The sequence below is a fragment of the Peterkaempfera podocarpi genome, from assembly GCF_042466665.1.
In the GTDB taxonomy this organism is placed as follows: domain Bacteria; phylum Actinomycetota; class Actinomycetes; order Streptomycetales; family Streptomycetaceae; genus Peterkaempfera; species Peterkaempfera podocarpi.
This window is the reverse complement of sequence record NZ_CP162102.1, coordinates 4,700,712-4,718,284: the sequence shown is the minus strand read 5'-3', so window position 1 is coordinate 4,718,284 and position 17,573 is coordinate 4,700,712. Positions and strand designations below refer to the sequence as shown.

Here is a 17,573-nt window from a genome sequence, read left to right as displayed (position 1 = left end):
CCCGCCCGGGCGGACAATGGCCGCAGCGGCCGATGCACAGAACATGACACCCGAGCTCCAGCCCGACCTCACGCACCCCGGAGAGGCAGCCCGCCATGACTCCCCCCGCCGCCGAGCGCTCCCACCCCGATGCGACCGGCTCCACCGCCCGCATCCTGGTGGTCGACGACGAGCCCGCCCTGCGTGACGCCCTGGAGAGCAGTCTCGCCTTCGAGGGGTACGAGGTCTGCACCGCCACCGACGGGCTGGAGGCCCTGGACGCCGTACAGCGGGAGCAGCCGGAGCTGGTGCTGCTGGACATCATGATGCCGCGGATGGACGGCCTCACCGCCGTCCGCCGCATGCGGTCGCGCGGTGACACCGTGCCGGTGCTGATGCTCACCGCACGGGACGCCGTGGGCGACCGGGTCACCGGTCTGGATGTGGGCGCCGACGACTACCTCGCCAAGCCCTTCGAGCTGGACGAGCTCTTCGCCCGGGTGCGGGCGCTGCTGCGCCGCTCCGCACTGGCCGCCGAAGCCGCGCGGCTGGAGGAGGCGGAGGACGACGAGCTGCTCTCCTTCGAGGGCCTGCGGATGAACACCGCCACCCGGGACGTCAGCCGCGACGGCAGACCGGTGGAGCTGACCCGCACCGAGTTCATGCTGCTGGAGATGTTCCTGTCGCACCCCCGGCAGGTGCTCACCCGTGAGCAGATACTCAAGGCGGTGTGGGGCTTCGACTTCGAGCCGTCCTCCAACTCGCTGGACGTGTACGTGATGTACCTGCGCCGCAAGACGGAGGCCGGCGGCAAGCCCCGGCTGATCCAGACCGTCCGCGGGGTCGGCTATGCCCTGCGCCCCGCTGCCAGAGCTGCCTGATCGTCATGTCCCAGCGCCTCCCCCGTGCCACCACCGGGTGGTTCCGCCGTATTCCGATGCGGCGCCGGCTGGCCCTGCTGACCGCCCTCGCGGTCGCGGTGGCAGTGGCGGTCTCGGCCTTCTCCTGCTGGCTGCTGGTCCGCAACCAGTTGTCGGCACAGCGCGACAACCGGCTGAAGGAGACCATCACCCTGCCGCCGAACCACCAGATGTCCCCGGCCGATGTGGTCGGGCAGTTCTGCATCGCCCCACCGCGCGGCCCGCAGGGGGTACGGCAGTCGGACATCACGGTCACCGTGGTCACGGCCGACGGACAGAGCTGCACCTTCACCCATGACTCCGGTGACGAGCACGGGTCCGTGAAGCCCACGGCGGCGGACCGGGCGGTTGCCGCCCAGCCCAACAGCGAGGTGACCCGCAACGGCACCCTCACCGACGGCGCGGAGGCCCGGGTCTACACCCGCAATGTCGGGCCCGGTGTCGCCATCGCCGTGGCCACCCCGGCCAACCTGGTGGACGACCAGCTCAACGCGCTCGCCGTGCGCCTCGCCATCGTGGCCGCCTGCGGTGTGATCATGGCGTCCAGCGCGGGCCTGCTGGTCGCCCGTGCCTCCCTCAAGCCGGTCGACCAGCTCACCGACGTGGTGGAGCACATCGCCCGCACCGAGGAGGTGGGCACCACCATCCCGGTCGAGGGCAAGGACGAGATCGCCCGGCTGAGCGAGTCCTTCAACGCCATGAGCACCGCCCTCGCCAACTCCCGCGACCGGCAGACCAGGCTGATCGCCGACGCCGGGCACGAGCTGCGCACCCCGCTCACCTCGCTGCGCACCAATGTGGACCTGCTGGTCCGCAGCGACTCCACCGGCCGGGCGCTGCCCACGGAGACCCGTACCCGGCTGCTGGGCAATATGCAGGCGCAGATGGGCGAGCTGTCCACCCTGATCGGCGATCTGCTGGAGCTGTCCCGCCCGGCCGGCGGCCGCTCCGGGCAGGAGACCACGGTGGTGGCCCTGCATGACATCGCCGCCCGCGCGGTGGACCGGGGCCGGCTGCGCGGCCCGGGGCTGCACTTCGATGTGGAGCTGGAGCCCTGGTTTGTGCAGGGCAATGCGCACGCACTGGAACGTGCCGTGATCAACCTGCTGGACAACGCGGTGAAGTACAGCCCGCCCGGCGGCACCGTCGACGTCCACCTCTCCGGTGGCCGGCTGGCCGTCCGCGACCGCGGGCCGGGCATCGCACCGGATGAACTGCCCTATGTGTTCGACCGCTTCTGGCGGTCGCCGTCCTCCCGGCAGCTGCCGGGCTCGGGCCTGGGCCTGTCGATCGTGGCCCAGACCGTCCGCGACTGCGGCGGCGAGGTCACCCTGGGTGCGGCCGCCGACGGGGGTCCGGGCGCCCTGGCGATCCTGCTGCTGCCGGGCTCGCCGGTGTCCGGGCGGCCCGGGCTGGACGGCGGCGGGCACGGCGCCTGAGCACCGTGCCCGCCCTTGCAGCGATGTGACGTACCGTCAGTCCAGACCGGCGCCGTTGCCGACGACGGTGATCCGGTCCTCGGCCGGCGGGGCCAGCGGGGCCGTCGCCGTGGAGTGAGCGGTCAGATAGGCGGTGAACATGTCCAGGTCGGAGGCGCCCACCAGCTTGTTGGTGCCGCCGGCGAAGGCCCCGAAGCCGTCGCCGCCACCCGCGAGGAACTCGTTCATCGCCACCCGGTAGGTCCTGGCGGGGTCGATCGGCTCACCGTTGAGCTTCACCGTGTCGACCACCACCCGGTCGGCGCCGGACCTGGTGAAGTCCAGGGTGTAGGTGAGGCCCCTGGACACCTGGAGGATCTTGGGGGCTGCCTCGTTGGCGCCGCTGACCTGCTGCTGAAGCGCGGTGATGATCTGCGCGCCGGTCAGGTCGATCACATTCATCATGTTGGTGAACGGCTGCACGGTGAACGCCTCGGCGTAGGTCACCACGCCGTCGCCCTCGCTGCCGGACGCCTGGTACACCAGATCGGCCCGGATTCCGCCCGGGTTCATAAAGGCGATCTGCGCTCCGCCCTTGTCGGCCGGTGCCAGGCCCTCCAGCTGCGCATCCGCGATCAGCTCGCCGAGCGGCGTCTCCGGGTCGGTGCTGCCGCGGCCGTTGATGTCGGCGGAGAGATAGCCGACGGTGCGGCCGGCGATCGGCGCGGCGATCTTCTGGTAGTAGGCGATCAGGTCGGTGATGTCGCCGGCCTTGGGGATGGTCCGGCGGACCACATGGTTGGCGGCCGTCACCGAGCTGCGGATCACATCACCGGTGGCGCGGTTGATCGGCAGATCGATCTCGGTGTACAGCCGGCCGAAGGAGGCGGCGCTGGTCACCCGGCGGGGCTGGCCTGCCGGGTCCAGGATGGTGCAGTTGTACGAGTTGTGGGTGTGGCCGGTGACGATCGCGTCCACCGCCGGGTCGATGTTCTTGGCGATGTCCACGATGGGGCCGGAGATCCCGGCGCCGGCGCCGGGGGAGTCGCAGTCCGCGTCATAGGTGGCGCCGGCCGGGTAGCCGCCCTCGTGCACCAGCGCCACGATGGTCTTGACGCCCTGCTTCTTCAGCTGGGCGGTGTACTTGTTGATCGTCTCGACCTCGTCGCCGAACTTCAGGCCCTTGACGCCCGCGGCGGTGACGATGTTCGGGGTGCCCTTGAGGGTCACACCGATGAAGCCGACCTTGATGCCGTGCACATTCTTGATCCAGTACGGCGCCAGGATCGGCTTGCCGGTCTTCTCGCTGGTGACATTGGCCGCCAGGTACGGGAAGTCGGCGCCCTTGAACCGCCGGCCGTCGGCGTAGCAGCCGTCGGTGGGGTGGCAGCCGCCGTTCTGCAGCCGCAGCAGCTCGGCCGAGCCCTCGTCGAACTCGTGGTTGCCCACGCTGGTGACATCGAGGCCGATCTTGTTCATCGCCTCGATGGTCGGCTCGTCGTGGAAGAGGCCGGACAGCAGCGGGCTGGCGCCCACCACGTCGCCGGCGGCCACGGTGAGCGAGTCGCGGTGGCCCTTGCGGGCCTCGCGCAGTGCGGTGGCAAGGTACTCGGCACCGCCGGCCGGGGTGGAGACCACCGCTCCGGTGGCGTCCTTCTCCTTGATGGTGCCCGAAGAACCCGACGGGGGTTCGAGGTTGCCGTGGAAGTCGTTGATCGCCAGCAGCTGCAGATTCTCGACATGCACCTTGGCCGGGTGGTGCTCCGGGCCGTGGTGGTGTTCTGCAGCGGAGGCGGCGGCCCCCGGGATCGCCAGGGCGACGATGCCCGCCGAGGCGACGCCGGCCAGCAGCAGGCGGCGCCGGCGGGTGCCGGTTCTGATGGTCTCGGGCAAGGAAATCCCCATTCAGCGTTCGGAGCTTGGCATGCGCGTGACGGGGGAAGCTAGGGTCAACGCGCGTAGCTGTCAGGGCCTTACGGGTAACGAGCCGGTTCCGGTGCCCGCACGACTGATGCCGGGCCGGCCCCTTTCGGGACGGCCCGGCATCACCGGAGCAGAGGTCAGCCGCAGCGGCGTCCGCTGTTGATGCACCGGACGACCTGGTTCATCAGGCCCGGCGACATCACATTGACGAAGTCGCCGTGGTCGGTGATCGCCTTGTGCAGCTCCTCCGGGAAGCTGTCCAGGGCGAACGTGCTGCCCTGCGGGATGTTGTAACTGAGCGTCATCCGCAGCTGGGGAATGGCCTTGAAACCGTTCTGACAGGTGCCGTCGGCGGCCGGGAAGACCACATGGGTGCGGTGGTTGGCGCTGTCCGTGTTCTGGCCGTCCCAGCAGCTGGGGAAGTCCAGGATGCGTACGGTCCGGGCGCTGCCGCAGAGCGGGTACTTGTCCGTCAGCCGGCGGTTCTGCGCATTGGAGCAGGTCCACTGGGCCCTGGCGTTGGCCGGACCGTTGGTGACCGCCGCCTTGGCGTCACCGGTGATGATCCGGAGGAACTCCGGCATCGCGGTGACCTTGGACTTCGCGTTGCCCCGGAACTCCAGGCGGACGCTGCTCGCCTTGATCTTGGTGCCGATGTTGTTGTCCGCCTGCCCGCCGAGCTCATTGGCGTCGCCCTGGTCACCGGCCTGGGTGATGCGCACCACCGGCCAGTAGTAGGCCGACTTGTCGCCCTGGTTGGCACAGGTGGTGCCGCCCGCGGCCAGGCTGTCGTTGGTGGAGAAGCCGTCGCTGGTCTTGTTGCCGACGTAGTCGTGCACATGGTGGGCGCCGTTCTCGACACCCGGGGCGACGATGAAGTTGGCGGGGTTGTTGTGGTCGCTCACACCGCAGCGCGAGGTGAAGATGCCGCTGCGGCCGAGGCGGGGGTCGTTGGCGTTGGGCTGGACGCTCCTGATGTCGACGAAGTCGGCGGCGGAGAGTCCGTTGGCGAAGCCGTCGGCGCCCAGCGGGCCGTTGGCGTTCTGCTGGCCGGTTCCGGTTCCGGTGCCTGCGCCGTTCTGGCCGTTCTGACCGCCCTGCTGGCCGCCGCCCGCCTGGGTGGCCTGACCGCCGCCCGCCTGGGTGGCCTGACCGCCGCCGGCCTGGTTGTCCTGGCCGGACTGCTGGCCCCCCTGCTGGCTGCCCTGGTCGGCCTGCCCGCCGCCCCCTCCGTTCTGCAGGGAGCACGAGGCCATGCCGGCGAGGTTCTGCGGCCGCTGCCCCCCGGTCCGCTCCATCACGGTGCCGATCCGGTCGAACAGCGCCACCCGCTGGTCCCGCAGCGGACCGAGGATCGCGTTCTGCACGAAGTTCTGCCCGCCCTGCCCGTGGGCCGCGTGCAGCCGGGCGTTGGCGTCCTGGGTCAGGGCGTCCACCTGGACCAGGTCCCGGTCCACCTCTGCCTTGGCCTGGCCCGGGACGCTGCCCAGCAGCTCGTTCACTCGTGGACAGGCGATGCTCGCCGCCGCGACGTTGTCGTCCGCGCTGGCGCTTGCGGTGAAGGCGGCATAGCCTCCGCCTCCCAGCGCCAGAGCGGCGGCCACGCCGATGGCCACCGCACGGCCCCTGCGCTGTCCGCGCTGGTGTTGGCTCATGGTGCTCTGCCCTCCGTCGGGGGTGTGTAGGCAATGGCCCGCCGCGAGTGGCGGTCCGTCGGGCGCTGCCGTCCTCTACGCGCGGACTCCACGGCTGGTTCAGCGGCGCCGCCGCGGGACAGCCGTAAGGTCATGACCATGGACGCTGCTGCCGCGGGGACCAGCCCCGCCGAGGACCGCATCGAGACCGTCGCCGTACCCGTGCCGGAGGATGCCCGGCTGATCGCCGCGCTGCTGGAGACCGCCGCCCGGGAGGACGGCCGGGCCGCCGTCTCCGAGCAGGGCCGGCTGCGGCTGCGGGCCGAGCGCACCGGGGTGCGGCATCTGCTCCAGCACGACGGCTACGGCACCCTCGTCGGCTACGCCCAGCTGGACGGCTCGGCGGCGGGCGAGGCCGCCACGGCGGAGCTGGTGGTGGACCCGGCGCACCGGGGCCGCGGCCACGGCCGGCTGCTGGCCGAGGCCGCGCTCAAGGGGGCCGGCGGGTCGCTGCGGGCCTGGGCGCACGGCGGCCACCCGGCGGCCCGCCGGCTCGCCGAGGTCCTGGGACTGGAGCTCTTCCGGGAGCTGCGGCAGCTGCGCCGCCCGCTGCCGGCCACCCCCGAGGAGCTGGACGCCGAGCTGCCGCAGCCGTCCCTGCCGGACGGTGTGGCGGTGCGCACCTTCCGGGTCGACGACGACGACAGGGCCTGGCTGACGCTGAACGCCACCGCCTTCGCCCACCACCCCGAGCAGGGCGCCTGGACGGAGCGTGACCTGGCGGAGCGGATCGGTGAGCCGTGGTTCGACCCGGACGGCTTCTTCCTGGCCGTGCGGGAGACGCCCGCCGGGGAGGCGCTGGTGGGCTTCCACTGGACCAAGGTGCATCCCCGCACGCCCGGCCAGGAGCAGCTCGGCGAGGTGTATGTGCTGGGGGTCGACCCGGCGGAACAGGGCAGCGGCCTGGGGCGGGCGCTCACCGCCGTGGGGCTGCGGCACCTGGCCGCCGACCGGGGCCTGCGGGCGGCGATCCTCTATGTCGACGCCGACAACCCGGCCGCGCTGCGGGTATACGAACGGATGGGGTTCACGGTCCACGAGGTGGATCTGATGTACCGCACCAGGGGTGCGTGACCGAAGGATCACTGCTGGTGGCGGTTGCGAAGACGGCGCGACCGACTCAGCTTTCCTGCCCGCCACGCGGTGTTTACCGTGGATTCAACCGCTGTTGCCAAGATCGCGGAATGAAGTCAGCAGTGCCGTCTCCGCGCCGCAGCCATCTGCGCCCGGCATCGCCGTCGGCTGCGGTTACCACCGCTGCCGTCGCCGGGTGCCCGGCGGGGTATGCGACGGGTGAGGAGCCGGCATCGCCGGACGTCGCCGTGCAGGAGGAGCTGGAGACCATGGGCAGCACCCCTCGTCCCGTCCGCGCAGTGGAGCAGCCGCCCTCGGGCGGTGTGACCGCCACGCTCGGCATCCCGCTGACGTCCGGCACCGCCCTGGTGGCGGACGAGCACCCGGCGGAGGTCTTTCCCGAGTTCGAGGAGGAGCTGCCGCAGGGCCGCTTCCTGGACCGGGAACGCAGCTGGCTGGCCTTCAACGAGCGGGTGCTCGAGCTCGCCGAGGACCCGGAGACCCCGCTGCTGGAGCGGGCCAAGTTCCTGGCGATCTTCGCCAGCAACATGGACGAGTTCTTCATGGTGCGGGTGGCCGGGCTCAAGCGCCGTATCGCCACCGGGGTCGCCACCCGCTCCGCCTCCGGGATGCAGCCGCGCGAGGTGCTGGAGCAGATCTGGACCCGGTCCCGTGAGCTGATGGCCCGCCAGGCCGCCGACTTCCAGCAGGACGTCCTGCCGGAGCTGGCGGCCGAGGGCATCGAGCTGGTCCGCTGGGACGATCTCACGGACAAGGAGCAGTCCCGGCTGCACACCCTCTTCCGGCAGCGGATCTACCCCGTGCTGACCCCGCTCGCGGTGGACCCGGCACACCCCTTCCCGTACATATCGGGACTCTCCCTCAACCTCGCCGTGGTGGTCCGCAACCCGCTCTCGGGCCACAAGCACTTCGCCCGGGTCAAGGTCCCGCAGTCGCTGAACCGCTTCCTGGAGGCGTCCCCGCAGCGCTACGTCCCGCTGGAGGACGTGATGGGGGCGCATCTGGAGGAGCTCTTCCCCGGTATGGAGGTGCTGGCGCACCATGCCTTCCGGGTGACCCGCAACGAGGACCTCGAGGTCGAGGAGGACGACGCCGAGAACATCCTCAAGGCGCTGGAGAAGGAGCTGATGCGGCGGCGCTTCGGGCCGCCGGTGCGCCTGGAGGTCGAGGAGTCCATCGACCCCTATGTGCTGGACCTGCTGGTCCGCGAGCTGAACATCAGCGAGGCCGAGGTCTACCCGCTGCCCGGCCCGCTGGACCTCACCGGTCTCTTCGGGCTGGCCGAGCAGGACCGGCCGGAGCTGCGCTACCCCAAGTTCGTGGCGGGCACCGCCCGCGGCCTCACCGATGTGGAGTCGGCGTCCGCGCCGGACATCTTCGCCGCGATGCGCGAGCGGGACGTGCTGCTGCACCACCCGTACGACTCCTTCTCCACCTCGGTGCAGGCCTTCCTGGAGCAGGCCGCCGCCGACCCGGACGTCCTGGCCATCAAGCAGACGCTCTACCGCACCAGCGGCGACTCGCCGATCGTGGACGCCCTGATCGACGCCGCGGAGTCCGGCAAGCAGGTGCTGGTGCTGGTGGAGATCAAGGCCCGGTTCGACGAGCAGGCCAACATCAAGTGGGCCCGCAAGCTGGAGGAGGCCGGCTGCCATGTGGTCTACGGCCTGATCGGGCTGAAGACGCACTGCAAGCTCTCCCTGGTGGTCCGCCAGGAGGGGGAGTCGCTGCGCCGCTACTCGCATGTCGGCACCGGCAACTACCACCCCAAGACGGCCCGCCTCTACGAGGACCTGGGTCTGCTGACCTCCGACCCGCAGGTGGGCGCGGACCTCTCCGACCTCTTCAACCGGCTGTCGGGGTACTCGCGCCGCGAGTCCTACCGGCGGCTGCTGGTGGCGCCCCGCGGGCTGCGCGACGGGCTGGTCTCCCGGATCCACGAGGAGATCGCCCACCACCGTGCGGGCCGGCCCGCCCGGGTGCAGATCAAGGTCAACTCGATCGTGGACGAGACCCTGGTGGACGCCCTCTACCGGGCATCCCAGGCGGGCGTTCCGGTCGATGTGTGGGTGCGCGGCATCTGCGCGGTGCGGCCCGGCGTCACCGGGCTGTCGGAGAACGTCCGGGTACGCAGCGTGCTGGGACGGTTCCTGGAGCACTCCCGGATCTTCCTCTTCGGCAACGGCGGCGACCCCGAGGTGTGGATCGGCAGCGCCGACATGATGCACCGCAATCTCGACCGCCGTATCGAGGCCCTGGTGCGGGTGGCCGACCCCGCCCAGCGTGCCGAACTGGCCGGGCTGATCGAGCTCGGCATGTCCGACGAGACCGCCTCCTGGCACCTTGGCCCGGACGGCACCTGGACCCGCCACTGGCACGACGCCGACGGACGGCGGCTGCGGCACGTCCAGGAACTCCTCATCGAGTCTCGCAGGCGCCGGCGGGGGCCGGCCAACCGCTAGGCCGCACGCGGCCGCCGCCCACCGCTCACGGGGGAACGGGGACCTCTTCCAGATGACCGACGCGCTCTCGCCCGCCCCGCAGTCCGCGGCTCCCCCGGCAGTTGCCACTGCCGGGGACCCGACTGCCGGGGAGGTGCTCACCGCCCACCTCACCGCCCAGGCCGTGGCGTTTCTGCGTGCCCTGCCCACGGTGCGCGGGGAGCCCGGCGGCAGACCCGGCGAACCCGACGCACAGGGCGGGGACCTGCTGCGCGCCGTACGACGCGTCGGAGGGGCCCTGCACACCTTCGCCGCCGCCGTGGAACCCGGCTGGGCCCAGGAACTCCGCGACGAACTGCGCTGGCTGCTCAACATGCTGACCCAGGAGCCGTCCTACGACCGGCGCCTCGCCAGGCTGGTGGCCGCCCTGGACTCGCTCACCCGGACCGCAGCCCCCGACCGGCTGCCGGCGCAGCGCGGCGACGAGCCGTCCTCCCCCTCGACCGGGATGCTGGCCGGACACCCGGGTGCCGCCAAGGCCCGGGCGCTGCTGGAGCGCCAGCTGACGGTGGCCCGCGCCCGGATCCACACCTCGTCGCTCCAGGAGCTGCGCTCCGCCCGGCTGCATGCGCTCGCCGACCGGATGACCCTGCTCACCGGTGAGGTGCCGCTGGCGGCACCCGCCGCAGCCGCGGCGCGCGAGGTGCTGCTGCCGCAGGCCGCCGCCGCGCTGGGCGCCCTGGCCCGTGCGGCCGAGGCGCTGCCGCTGCTGCGGGCGGGCGCCGCCTACAACGGGGACGCACGGCACCGGCTGCACGCCGAGGCGCCGCTGCCGGACGCCGACGCCGCCCTGGGCACCGACGACGCGCCATGGCTGCGGGTACGGATCCTGGCCAAGCGGGCCCGCTACGCCCTGGAGGTGTGCGAGCCGCTGCTGGGCGGGCAGGCGTCGGGGACGGCGGCCCGGCTGGACTCGCTGGGCCGGGTGCTGGACCGCCACCAGGAGGCGGCGGACGCGGCGGCCACCGCCGCCGCGGCGGCCCGCACTCCGCGGATCACCCCGGCGACGGGCTATGTGCTGGGCGTGGTCCACGCCGACCAGCGGCTCGAGGTGGAGGCGGCCCGCTACTCCTTCGGCCTGCAGTGGCCCGAGCTGCTGAACTCCGACTGGCCCGACTGGCCGGTCCGCTGACCACTGGTACAGGGTCGCCGGGCAAGCGCGGGAAGGAGGCCCGGATGCGGACGACCGTACTGGCGGCCGGGGCCGTGCTCTGGCTGCCCGGGGCCTCGGGCGGTGCCGCGCGCCACCCCGCCGAGCTGCGGTTCTGCTGGTTCGAACCGCTGCTGGCGCTGGTCCACCGGCCCAAGTACGACGACTGGTCGATGCCCAAGGGCAAGCTGAAGCCGGGCGAGGACGCCATGGCCGGTGCACTGCGCGAGGTACGGGAGGAGACCGGGTACAGCTGTGTGCTGGGTGCCGCGCTGCCCACCCTGCACTACTCCGCGCAGGGCCGGCCCAAACAGGTCCGCTACTGGGCGGCGGTGCCGGTGGGCGGACGCTTCTCCGCGAACCGGGAGGTGGACCGGCTGGTGTGGCTGCCCGCGCCGGCCGCCCGTGCCCGGCTGACGCGGGACCTCGACCGGGTGCTGGTGGACGCCTTGCTGGAGGCGCTTGGGCAGGGGAAACGTGACATGGTAACGACATTCTCTTGATCCTGTCGTGTCCAGTCCGTGAGGAAACCGTTACTACCGACCGCCGTCTCCTTGCGTCCCTCCGAGGTTCACCATCCGTTCATTCACGCCCGCCTGACGCTTCACCTCTCCGGCCTAACGTCATGTTCATCGACGCCCGGCACGGACGTCGCGACACCGAGAAGCCCCAGGTCAGGTCAGTCGGGGCTGCCAGAAAGGGACACACAGTGAAGCTCCAGCGGAACGGCCGCTCCAAGGCCCTCGCAATCGGCGCCCTGGCGGTCGTCAGCTCGCTGTCGCTCGCAGCGTGCGGCTCTGACGACAACAAGAACTCCGACACCTCCTCCTCTCCCGCCGCTTCCGCCGCTGCGTCCACGAGCGCCAGCGCCGCCAGCGACTGCGGCAAGGGCGGCCAGCTGCTCGGTGCCGGCTCCACCGCACAGGCAAACGCGATCGAGGTCTGGAAGGCCGCCTTCCAGGCGCAGTGCTCCGGCACCGTGATCAACTACAACGGCAACGGCTCCGGCGCCGGTGTCGCCAACTTCACCCAGGGCAAGGTCGCCTTCGCGGGCTCCGACGCCGCCCTGAAGCCCGAGGAGGTCACCGCCTCCAAGACCGTCTGCCCCGGCGGCCAGGGCATCGACCTCCCGATGGTCGGCGGCGCGGTTGCGATGGCCTACAACGTCGACGGCGTCGACAACCTGGTGCTGGACGCCCCCACGCTGGCCAAGATCTTCGACAGCAAGATCACCAAGTGGAACGACCCGGCGATCACCAAGCTCAACCCGGGCGCCAAGCTGCCGGACGCCAACATCCAGGCCTTCCACCGCGCTGACGACTCCGGCACCACCAAGAACGTCACCGCGTACTTCGCGGCCGCCGGCGGCAAGGCTGCCTGGCCCTACGCGCCCGACAAGAAGTGGGCCGGCAAGGGTGGCCAGGCCGCGACCGGCAGCGCCGGCCTCGCCAGCCAGGTCAAGCAGCAGAAGAACTCGATCACCTACGTCGAGCTCTCCTACGCGCAGACCAACAGCCTGAAGACCGCGAAGATCTCCACCGGTGCCGCGCAGCCCGTGGACGCCACCGCCGAGGCCGCCGCCAAGACCATCGGCCTCGCCAAGGTCACCGGCACCGGCAACGACCTGGCCCTCTCCCTCGACTACGCCACCAAGGCCGACGGTGCCTACCCGATCGTCCTGGTGACCTACGAGATCGTCTGCGACAAGGGCAACAAGGCCGACACCCTCCCCGGCGTCAAGGCCTTCCTGAACTACACCATCAGCGACGAGGCCCAGCAGGCCATCGCCGACAAGGGCTACGTCCCGCTGCCGGCCGAGGTCGCCTCCAAGGTGAAGGCCATCATCCCGACCCTCGCCTGATCCACCGGGTTCCCCATGTGACACGCGCGGCCGGCCCCGGAGGAGGGGGGCGGGGCCGGCCGCGCGCACTGCCTCCCTCCTCCCGCCGACGCAACCGACAGTCCGGTGCACCGCCGCCAGGCGCCGCCCCCGCAGGGGCCGGCGCCTTCAGACCGGAGACGACCATGGACACACCCTCGCCGACCGTCCCGCAGGACCGGGACGACGGCCGCAACCATCCGCAGCGAAAGACCGTCGACCTCCCCACGCAGCTGCCCTCCGCCCTTGCGCAGGCCACCGGACAGAACGGGGTCAGCTCCCCGCCCAGGACCGGGAACCGCATCGGCGACACGCTCTTCCTCGCCGCCTCCCGCGGCTCGGGCATCCTGCTGCTCTGCATCATGGCCGCCATCGCCATCTTCCTCGGCTGGCAGGCCAGCAAGTCGCTGAGCTCCAACCACGGCAACTTCTTCACCACCTTCGAGTGGAACGCCGACGCCACCCCGCCGGTCTTCGGCATCGCCGTGCTGCTCTTCGGCACCGTGGTCAGCTCGATCATCGCCATGGTCATCGCCGTACCGGTCGCCATGGGCATCGCACTGTTCATCTCGCACTACGCACCGCGCCGCCTGGCACAGCCGATCGCCTACCTGGTCGACCTGCTCGCCGCGGTGCCCAGCATCGTCTACGGCCTCTGGGGCGCCCTCTTCCTGGTGCCGCACATGAACGGCCTGACCGCCTGGATGAACGACTACCTCGGCTGGACGTACATCTTCGGCCAGAGCGACAGCGTCGCCGGCAGCGCACCGCGCAACCTCTTCACCGTCGGGGTGCTGCTCGCCATCATGATCCTGCCGATCATCACCGCGGTCAGCCGCGAGGTCTTCCGGCAGGTCCCCCGGATGCACGAGGAGGCCGCACTGGCCCTCGGCGCCACCCGCTGGGAGATGGTCCGCACCGCCGTGCTGCCCTTCGGCCGCCCGGGCGTGATCAGCGCCTCCATGCTGGGCCTGGGCCGCGCGCTCGGCGAGACCATGGCCGTGGCCACCGTGCTCTCCCCCTCGGACAAGCTCAATCTGCACATCATGGATCCGGGCGGCGGCACCTTCGCCCAGAACATCGCCGCCAAGTTCGGCGAGGCTTCCGACAACGGCCGCAGCGCCCTGATCGCCTCGGGCCTGATGCTGTTTGTGATCACCCTGCTGGTCAACGCGGGGGCACGCATGATCATCGCCCGCCGCAAGGAGTTCTCGGGGGCCAACGCATGAGTGCCCAAGCCAACCACCGCGCCACCTCCCCGCTGGGCCGCCGGAGCCTCACCAGCGGCCGACTGCCCAAGTGGGCACCCGCCGCCACCGCCGTCGCGGCCATCGCGATCGGCTGCGCCATCGGCGCCGGCGCCGGACTCTCCAGCCACATCCAGTGGGGCGTGATCGCCGCGCTGCTCTTCGTGGCGGGCTCCTACGCGCTGGCCGCCCGGGTCGAAGGGCCCAGGCAGGCCAAGGACCGGCTGGCCACCAGCCTGGTCTGGGTCTGCTTCATCCTCGCGGTGATCCCGCTGGTCTCGCTGACCGTCTACACCATCCAGAAGGGCGCCGGCGTCATCAACGGCACCTTCCTCAGCCACTCGATGAACGGCGTGATCAGCTCCGAGGCCGGCGGTGGCATCTACCACGCCATCGTGGGCACCCTGGAGCAGGTCGGCCTGGCCACCCTGATCGCCGCGCCGATCGGCCTGCTCACCGCCGTCTACCTGGTGGAGTACGGCAGGGGCAAGCTGGCCCGCGCCGTCACCTTCTTCGTGGACGTGATGACCGGCGTCCCCTCGATCGTGGCCGGACTCTTCGTCCTCTCGTTCTGGATCATGATCCTGGACTTCAGCTTCTCCGGCTTCGCCGGCAGCATGGCGCTCGCCATCCTGATGATGCCGGTGGTCGTCCGCTCCACCGAGGAGATGCTCAAGCTCGTCCCCAACGAGCTGCGCGAGGCCTCCTACGCGCTGGGCGTCCCCAAGTGGAAGACCATCGTGCGGATCGTCATCCCCACCGCCATCGGCGGCATCACCACCGGCATCATGCTGGCCGTCGCCCGCATCACCGGCGAAACCGCCCCCGTGCTGCTGCTCTGCTTCACCACGGACGTCATCAACACCAACCCGTTCCAGGATCCTCAGGAGTCACTGCCGCTCTACATCTGGCACCAGTACTCGCTGGGCAACGACCAGACCTACGCCCGCGCCTGGGGCGCCGCGCTGGTACTGATCGCCATTGTGATGGGCCTGAACCTCATCGCGCGGGGCATCGCGCGCTGGCGTTCCCCCAAGGCCGGCCACTGACACCCCCTGACGACGGAACGAGAGAAGAAACATCATGGCCAAGCGCATCGACGTCAGCGGACTGTCGGCCTACTACGGATCCTTCAAGGGCATCGAGGACATCTCGATGACCGTCGAGCCCCGCTCGGTGACGGCCTTCATCGGCCCCTCCGGCTGCGGCAAGTCCACCTTCCTCCGCACCCTCAACCGGATGCACGAGGTGATCCCCGGCGCCCGCGTCGAGGGCAAGGTGATGCTGGACGACGAGAACCTCTACGGCGCGGGTGTCGACCCGGTCGCCGTACGCCGCACCGTCGGCATGGTCTTCCAGCGGCCCAACCCGTTCCCCACCATGTCCATCTACGACAACGTGGTGGCCGGCCTGCGGCTCGCCGGGGTACGCAAGAAGTCCCTGCTGGACGCCGTGGTGGAGAAGTCCCTCAAGGGCGCCAACCTGTGGAACGAGGTCAAGGACCGGCTGAACAAGCCCGGTGCCGGCCTCTCCGGCGGCCAGCAGCAGCGGCTCTGCATCGCCCGCGCCATCGCGGTCGAGCCTCAGGTGCTGCTGATGGACGAGCCCTGCTCCGCGCTGGACCCGATCTCCACCCTCGCCATCGAGGACCTGATCGGTGAGCTGAAGTCGCAGTTCACCATCGTGATCGTGACCCACAACATGCAGCAGGCCGCCCGTGTCAGCGACCGCACGGCCTTCTTCAACCTGGCCGGCGTCGGCCAGCCGGGCCGGCTGATCGAGATCGACGACACCCAGCGGATCTTCTCCAACCCGTCCGTCCAGGCCACCGAGGACTACATCTCGGGCCGCTTCGGCTGAGCCTGCCAGACTGTCCTGCGGTGCTGCATGGCGGTGCCGCCGCAGGACATGGAAAAGGGCCCGCCCCCCAAGGGGGGCGGGCCCGTTCCGTATCCGACGTCAGGTGACGGCGAGCACAAACCCGTGGGCGATCCAGTAGACGAGGGCCGCCACGACCGCCGCCGCGGGCATGGTGATGAACCAGCCCATCACGATGTTCTGCGCCACACCCCAGCGCACCGCCCGGACCCGCTTGGTGGCACCCACACCCATGATCGCCGAGGTGATCACATGGGTGGTGGAGATCGGCGCCATGAAGACATAGGCGGTGGTGTAGAGAATGCCGGCCGCGGTGGTCTCCGCGGCGAAACCCTGCGGCGGGTCCAGCTCGATGATCTTGCGGCCGAGGGTGCGCATGATCCGCCAGCCGCCCGCGTAGGTGCCCAGCGAGAGCATCAGCGCACAGGAGATCTTGACCCAGACCGGGATGCCGTTGCCGTGCTGCGCCCCCGAGATGGTCAGCGCCAGCACCACCACACCCATGGTCTTCTGAGCGTCCTGCAGACCGTGGCCCAGCGCCATGGCCGCCGCCGAACCGGTCTGGGCGATCCGGAAACCGCGCTTGGCCTTGTGCGGGTTCACCCGGCGGAACAGCCAGAGGATCAGCAGCATCATCAGATAGCCGCAGACCAGGCCCACCACGGGCGAGAGGAACATCGGGATGATGATCTTCCCCACCACCCCGCTCCAGATCACATCCGTCCCCCCGGCCAGCGCCGCCCCCACCATGCCGCCGAAGAGCGCATGCGAGGAGGACGACGGCAGACCGAAGTACCAGGTGGCGAGGTTCCAGGTGATGGCACCGACCAGGGACGCAAAGAGGATGGTCATCCCCTGGCTGCCGGCCGGCGTCTCGATGATCCCCTTGGAGACGGTGTGCGCCACCCCCGTACCCAGGAAGGCGCCGGCCAGGTTCATCACCGCGGCCATGGCCAGTGCGGCCCTGGGGGTGAGCGCCCGGGTGGAGACCGAGGTGGCGATGGCGTTGGCGGAGTCGTGGAAGCCGTTCGTGTACGTGAAGAAGAAGGCGACGCCGACGACGACGACGAGTGCGGCGGTGTCCACCTGGTTCAGGACTCCTTGACGGCGATGGTCTCGACCGTGTTCGCCACGTGCTCGAAGGCGTCGGCCGCCTCCTCCAGGACATCCACGATCTGCTTCAGCTTCAGCACCTCGATGGCCTCGTACTGGCCACTGAAGAGATGGGCGAGCAGCTTGCGGTGGATCTGGTCCGCCTGGTTCTCCAGCCGGTTGATCTCGATCCAGTACTCGGTCAGGTTCGACATGGTGCGCAGATTGGGCATCGCCTCCGCGGTGAGCTCGGCGGCCCGGGCGAGCACCTCGATCTGCTGCTCGATCCCCTGCGGGAGCTGCTGGATGTCATAGAGGACGACCAGGTCGACGGCCTCCTCCATGAAGTCCATGATGTCGTCCAGCGAGGACGCCAGGGAGTAGATGTCCTCCCGGTCGAAGGGCGTGATGAACGAGGAGTTCAACTGGTGGAAGATCGCATGGGTACTGTCGTCACCCGCGTGCTCGGCCGCGCGCATGCGCTCGGCGATCTCTGAGCGGGCTGCGACGTCGGAGCCGAGCAGTTCGAGCAGGAGCTTGGAGCCGGTGACCAGGTTCTCCGCGGCTGCGGCGAACATGTCGTAGAAGCTCGTCTCCCTTGGGGCCAGACGAAAGCGCACAGAAATCTCCGGTGTGCAGGGTGCGGACTTGTCGATGCTAGGCGCTGTTGGCTCGAAACACGCAAACCGGGGTGGCGGGCCCACCGGACGCACTCGGCCGCCTTCCCCACCGTCCGCCGGTGACGCGCGCCAACAGTGTGCCGGACCAGCAGCCCGAATGCTGCCCCCGTGCACCGG

General features: G+C 70.5%; 14 protein-coding genes. 10 read left to right on the top strand and 4 right to left on the bottom strand.

The genetic code is table 11. From position 1 onward, the window contains the following. The first annotated feature begins 95 nt into the window (after window positions 1-95). Both AB0761_RS20725 and AB0761_RS20720 read left to right on the top strand, forming a co-directional pair. The gene (locus tag AB0761_RS20725) at window positions 96-860 is read left to right on the top strand and encodes a response regulator transcription factor (RefSeq protein ID WP_377270578.1); all 765 of its coding nucleotides are present in this window, start codon (window positions 96-98) and stop codon (window positions 858-860) included. Between the two features lie 5 nt (window positions 861-865). Next, window positions 866-2,338, top strand: coding sequence for a sensor histidine kinase (locus AB0761_RS20720; protein WP_377270577.1), 1,473 nt, complete (start codon window positions 866-868; stop codon window positions 2,336-2,338). A 36-nt stretch (window positions 2,339-2,374) separates the two neighbouring features. On the opposite strand, the gene AB0761_RS20715 is transcribed toward AB0761_RS20720, so the two are convergent. Both AB0761_RS20715 and AB0761_RS20710 read right to left on the bottom strand, forming a co-directional pair. After that, window positions 2,375-4,222 carry a bifunctional metallophosphatase/5'-nucleotidase gene (locus AB0761_RS20715; protein WP_377270576.1) on the bottom strand — a complete coding sequence of 616 codons (1,848 nt, stop codon included), beginning with the start codon at window positions 4,220-4,222 and terminating at the stop codon, window positions 2,375-2,377. Window positions 4,223-4,377: 155 nt separating this feature from the next. Beyond that, on the bottom strand, window positions 4,378-5,895 hold the full coding sequence (locus AB0761_RS20710; RefSeq protein ID WP_377270575.1) for a DUF1996 domain-containing protein: 1,518 nt from the start codon (window positions 5,893-5,895) through the stop codon (window positions 4,378-4,380). Window positions 5,896-6,033: 138 nt separating this feature from the next. Here AB0761_RS20710 and mshD point away from each other — a divergent pair, with 138 nt between their 5' ends. From mshD to pstB, 8 genes are all read left to right on the top strand, one after another. After that, window positions 6,034-7,008 carry a mycothiol synthase gene (gene mshD / locus AB0761_RS20705; RefSeq protein WP_377270573.1) on the top strand — a complete coding sequence of 325 codons (975 nt, stop codon included), beginning with the start codon at window positions 6,034-6,036 and terminating at the stop codon, window positions 7,006-7,008. A 269-nt stretch (window positions 7,009-7,277) separates the two neighbouring features. Then, complete coding sequence (locus AB0761_RS20700; protein WP_377274233.1) at window positions 7,278-9,491, top strand: RNA degradosome polyphosphate kinase; 2,214 nt, start codon at window positions 7,278-7,280, stop codon at window positions 9,489-9,491. A gap of 52 nt (window positions 9,492-9,543) precedes the next feature. Then, window positions 9,544-10,662, top strand: coding sequence for a CHAD domain-containing protein (locus AB0761_RS20695; protein ID WP_377270572.1), 1,119 nt, complete (start codon window positions 9,544-9,546; stop codon window positions 10,660-10,662). Window positions 10,663-10,706: 44 nt separating this feature from the next. Further along, complete coding sequence (locus tag AB0761_RS20690) at window positions 10,707-11,183, top strand: NUDIX hydrolase (RefSeq protein ID WP_377270571.1); 477 nt, start codon at window positions 10,707-10,709, stop codon at window positions 11,181-11,183. A gap of 206 nt (window positions 11,184-11,389) precedes the next feature. Next, window positions 11,390-12,541 carry a phosphate ABC transporter substrate-binding protein PstS gene (gene pstS, locus AB0761_RS20685; RefSeq protein ID WP_377270570.1) on the top strand — a complete coding sequence of 384 codons (1,152 nt, stop codon included), beginning with the start codon at window positions 11,390-11,392 and terminating at the stop codon, window positions 12,539-12,541. A 164-nt stretch (window positions 12,542-12,705) separates the two neighbouring features. Next, window positions 12,706-13,788, top strand: a complete 1,083-nt coding sequence (gene pstC, locus AB0761_RS20680) for a phosphate ABC transporter permease subunit PstC (RefSeq protein ID WP_377270569.1) — start codon at window positions 12,706-12,708, stop codon at window positions 13,786-13,788. After that, window positions 13,785-14,855, top strand: a complete 1,071-nt coding sequence (gene pstA / locus AB0761_RS20675; RefSeq protein ID WP_377270568.1) for a phosphate ABC transporter permease PstA — start codon at window positions 13,785-13,787, stop codon at window positions 14,853-14,855. Before pstC ends, pstA begins: the two co-directional genes overlap by 4 nt. A 34-nt stretch (window positions 14,856-14,889) precedes the next feature. Beyond that, complete coding sequence (pstB, locus tag AB0761_RS20670) at window positions 14,890-15,666, top strand: phosphate ABC transporter ATP-binding protein PstB (protein ID WP_377270567.1); 777 nt, start codon at window positions 14,890-14,892, stop codon at window positions 15,664-15,666. 99 nt (window positions 15,667-15,765) lie between these two features. Here the strand turns inward: pstB and AB0761_RS20665 are convergent, their stop codons facing one another. Together AB0761_RS20665 and AB0761_RS20660 are read right to left on the bottom strand one after the other, a co-directional pair. Beyond that, window positions 15,766-16,770, bottom strand: coding sequence for an anion permease (locus AB0761_RS20665; protein WP_377270566.1), 1,005 nt, complete (start codon window positions 16,768-16,770; stop codon window positions 15,766-15,768). Between the two features lie 5 nt (window positions 16,771-16,775). After that, window positions 16,776-17,396 (bottom strand): DUF47 domain-containing protein, encoded by a 621-nt coding sequence (locus AB0761_RS20660; protein ID WP_377270565.1) that lies wholly within the window; start codon window positions 17,394-17,396, stop codon window positions 16,776-16,778. Window positions 17,397-17,573: the final 177 nt, after the last annotated feature.

Excerpts from the sequence above, each read along its gene's own strand:
- pstA (WP_377270568.1), top strand. The coding sequence starts at position 13,785 with ATGAGTGCCCAAGCCAACCACCGCGCCACCTCCCCGCTGGGCCGCCGG.
- AB0761_RS20690 (WP_377270571.1), top strand. The coding sequence starts at position 10,707 with ATGCGGACGACCGTACTGGCGGCCGGGGCCGTGCTCTGGCTGCCCGGG.
- AB0761_RS20710 (WP_377270575.1), bottom strand. The coding sequence starts at position 5,895 with ATGAGCCAACACCAGCGCGGACAGCGCAGGGGCCGTGCGGTGGCCATC.
- AB0761_RS20715 (WP_377270576.1), bottom strand. The coding sequence starts at position 4,222 with ATGGGGATTTCCTTGCCCGAGACCATCAGAACCGGCACCCGCCGGCGC.
- AB0761_RS20695 (WP_377270572.1), top strand. The coding sequence starts at position 9,544 with ATGACCGACGCGCTCTCGCCCGCCCCGCAGTCCGCGGCTCCCCCGGCA.
- pstC (WP_377270569.1), top strand. The coding sequence starts at position 12,706 with ATGGACACACCCTCGCCGACCGTCCCGCAGGACCGGGACGACGGCCGC.
- AB0761_RS20700 (WP_377274233.1), top strand. The coding sequence starts at position 7,278 with ATGGGCAGCACCCCTCGTCCCGTCCGCGCAGTGGAGCAGCCGCCCTCG.
- pstB (WP_377270567.1), top strand. The coding sequence starts at position 14,890 with ATGGCCAAGCGCATCGACGTCAGCGGACTGTCGGCCTACTACGGATCC.
- AB0761_RS20720 (WP_377270577.1), top strand. The coding sequence starts at position 866 with ATGTCCCAGCGCCTCCCCCGTGCCACCACCGGGTGGTTCCGCCGTATT.
- AB0761_RS20725 (WP_377270578.1), top strand. The coding sequence starts at position 96 with ATGACTCCCCCCGCCGCCGAGCGCTCCCACCCCGATGCGACCGGCTCC.
- mshD (WP_377270573.1), top strand. The coding sequence starts at position 6,034 with ATGGACGCTGCTGCCGCGGGGACCAGCCCCGCCGAGGACCGCATCGAG.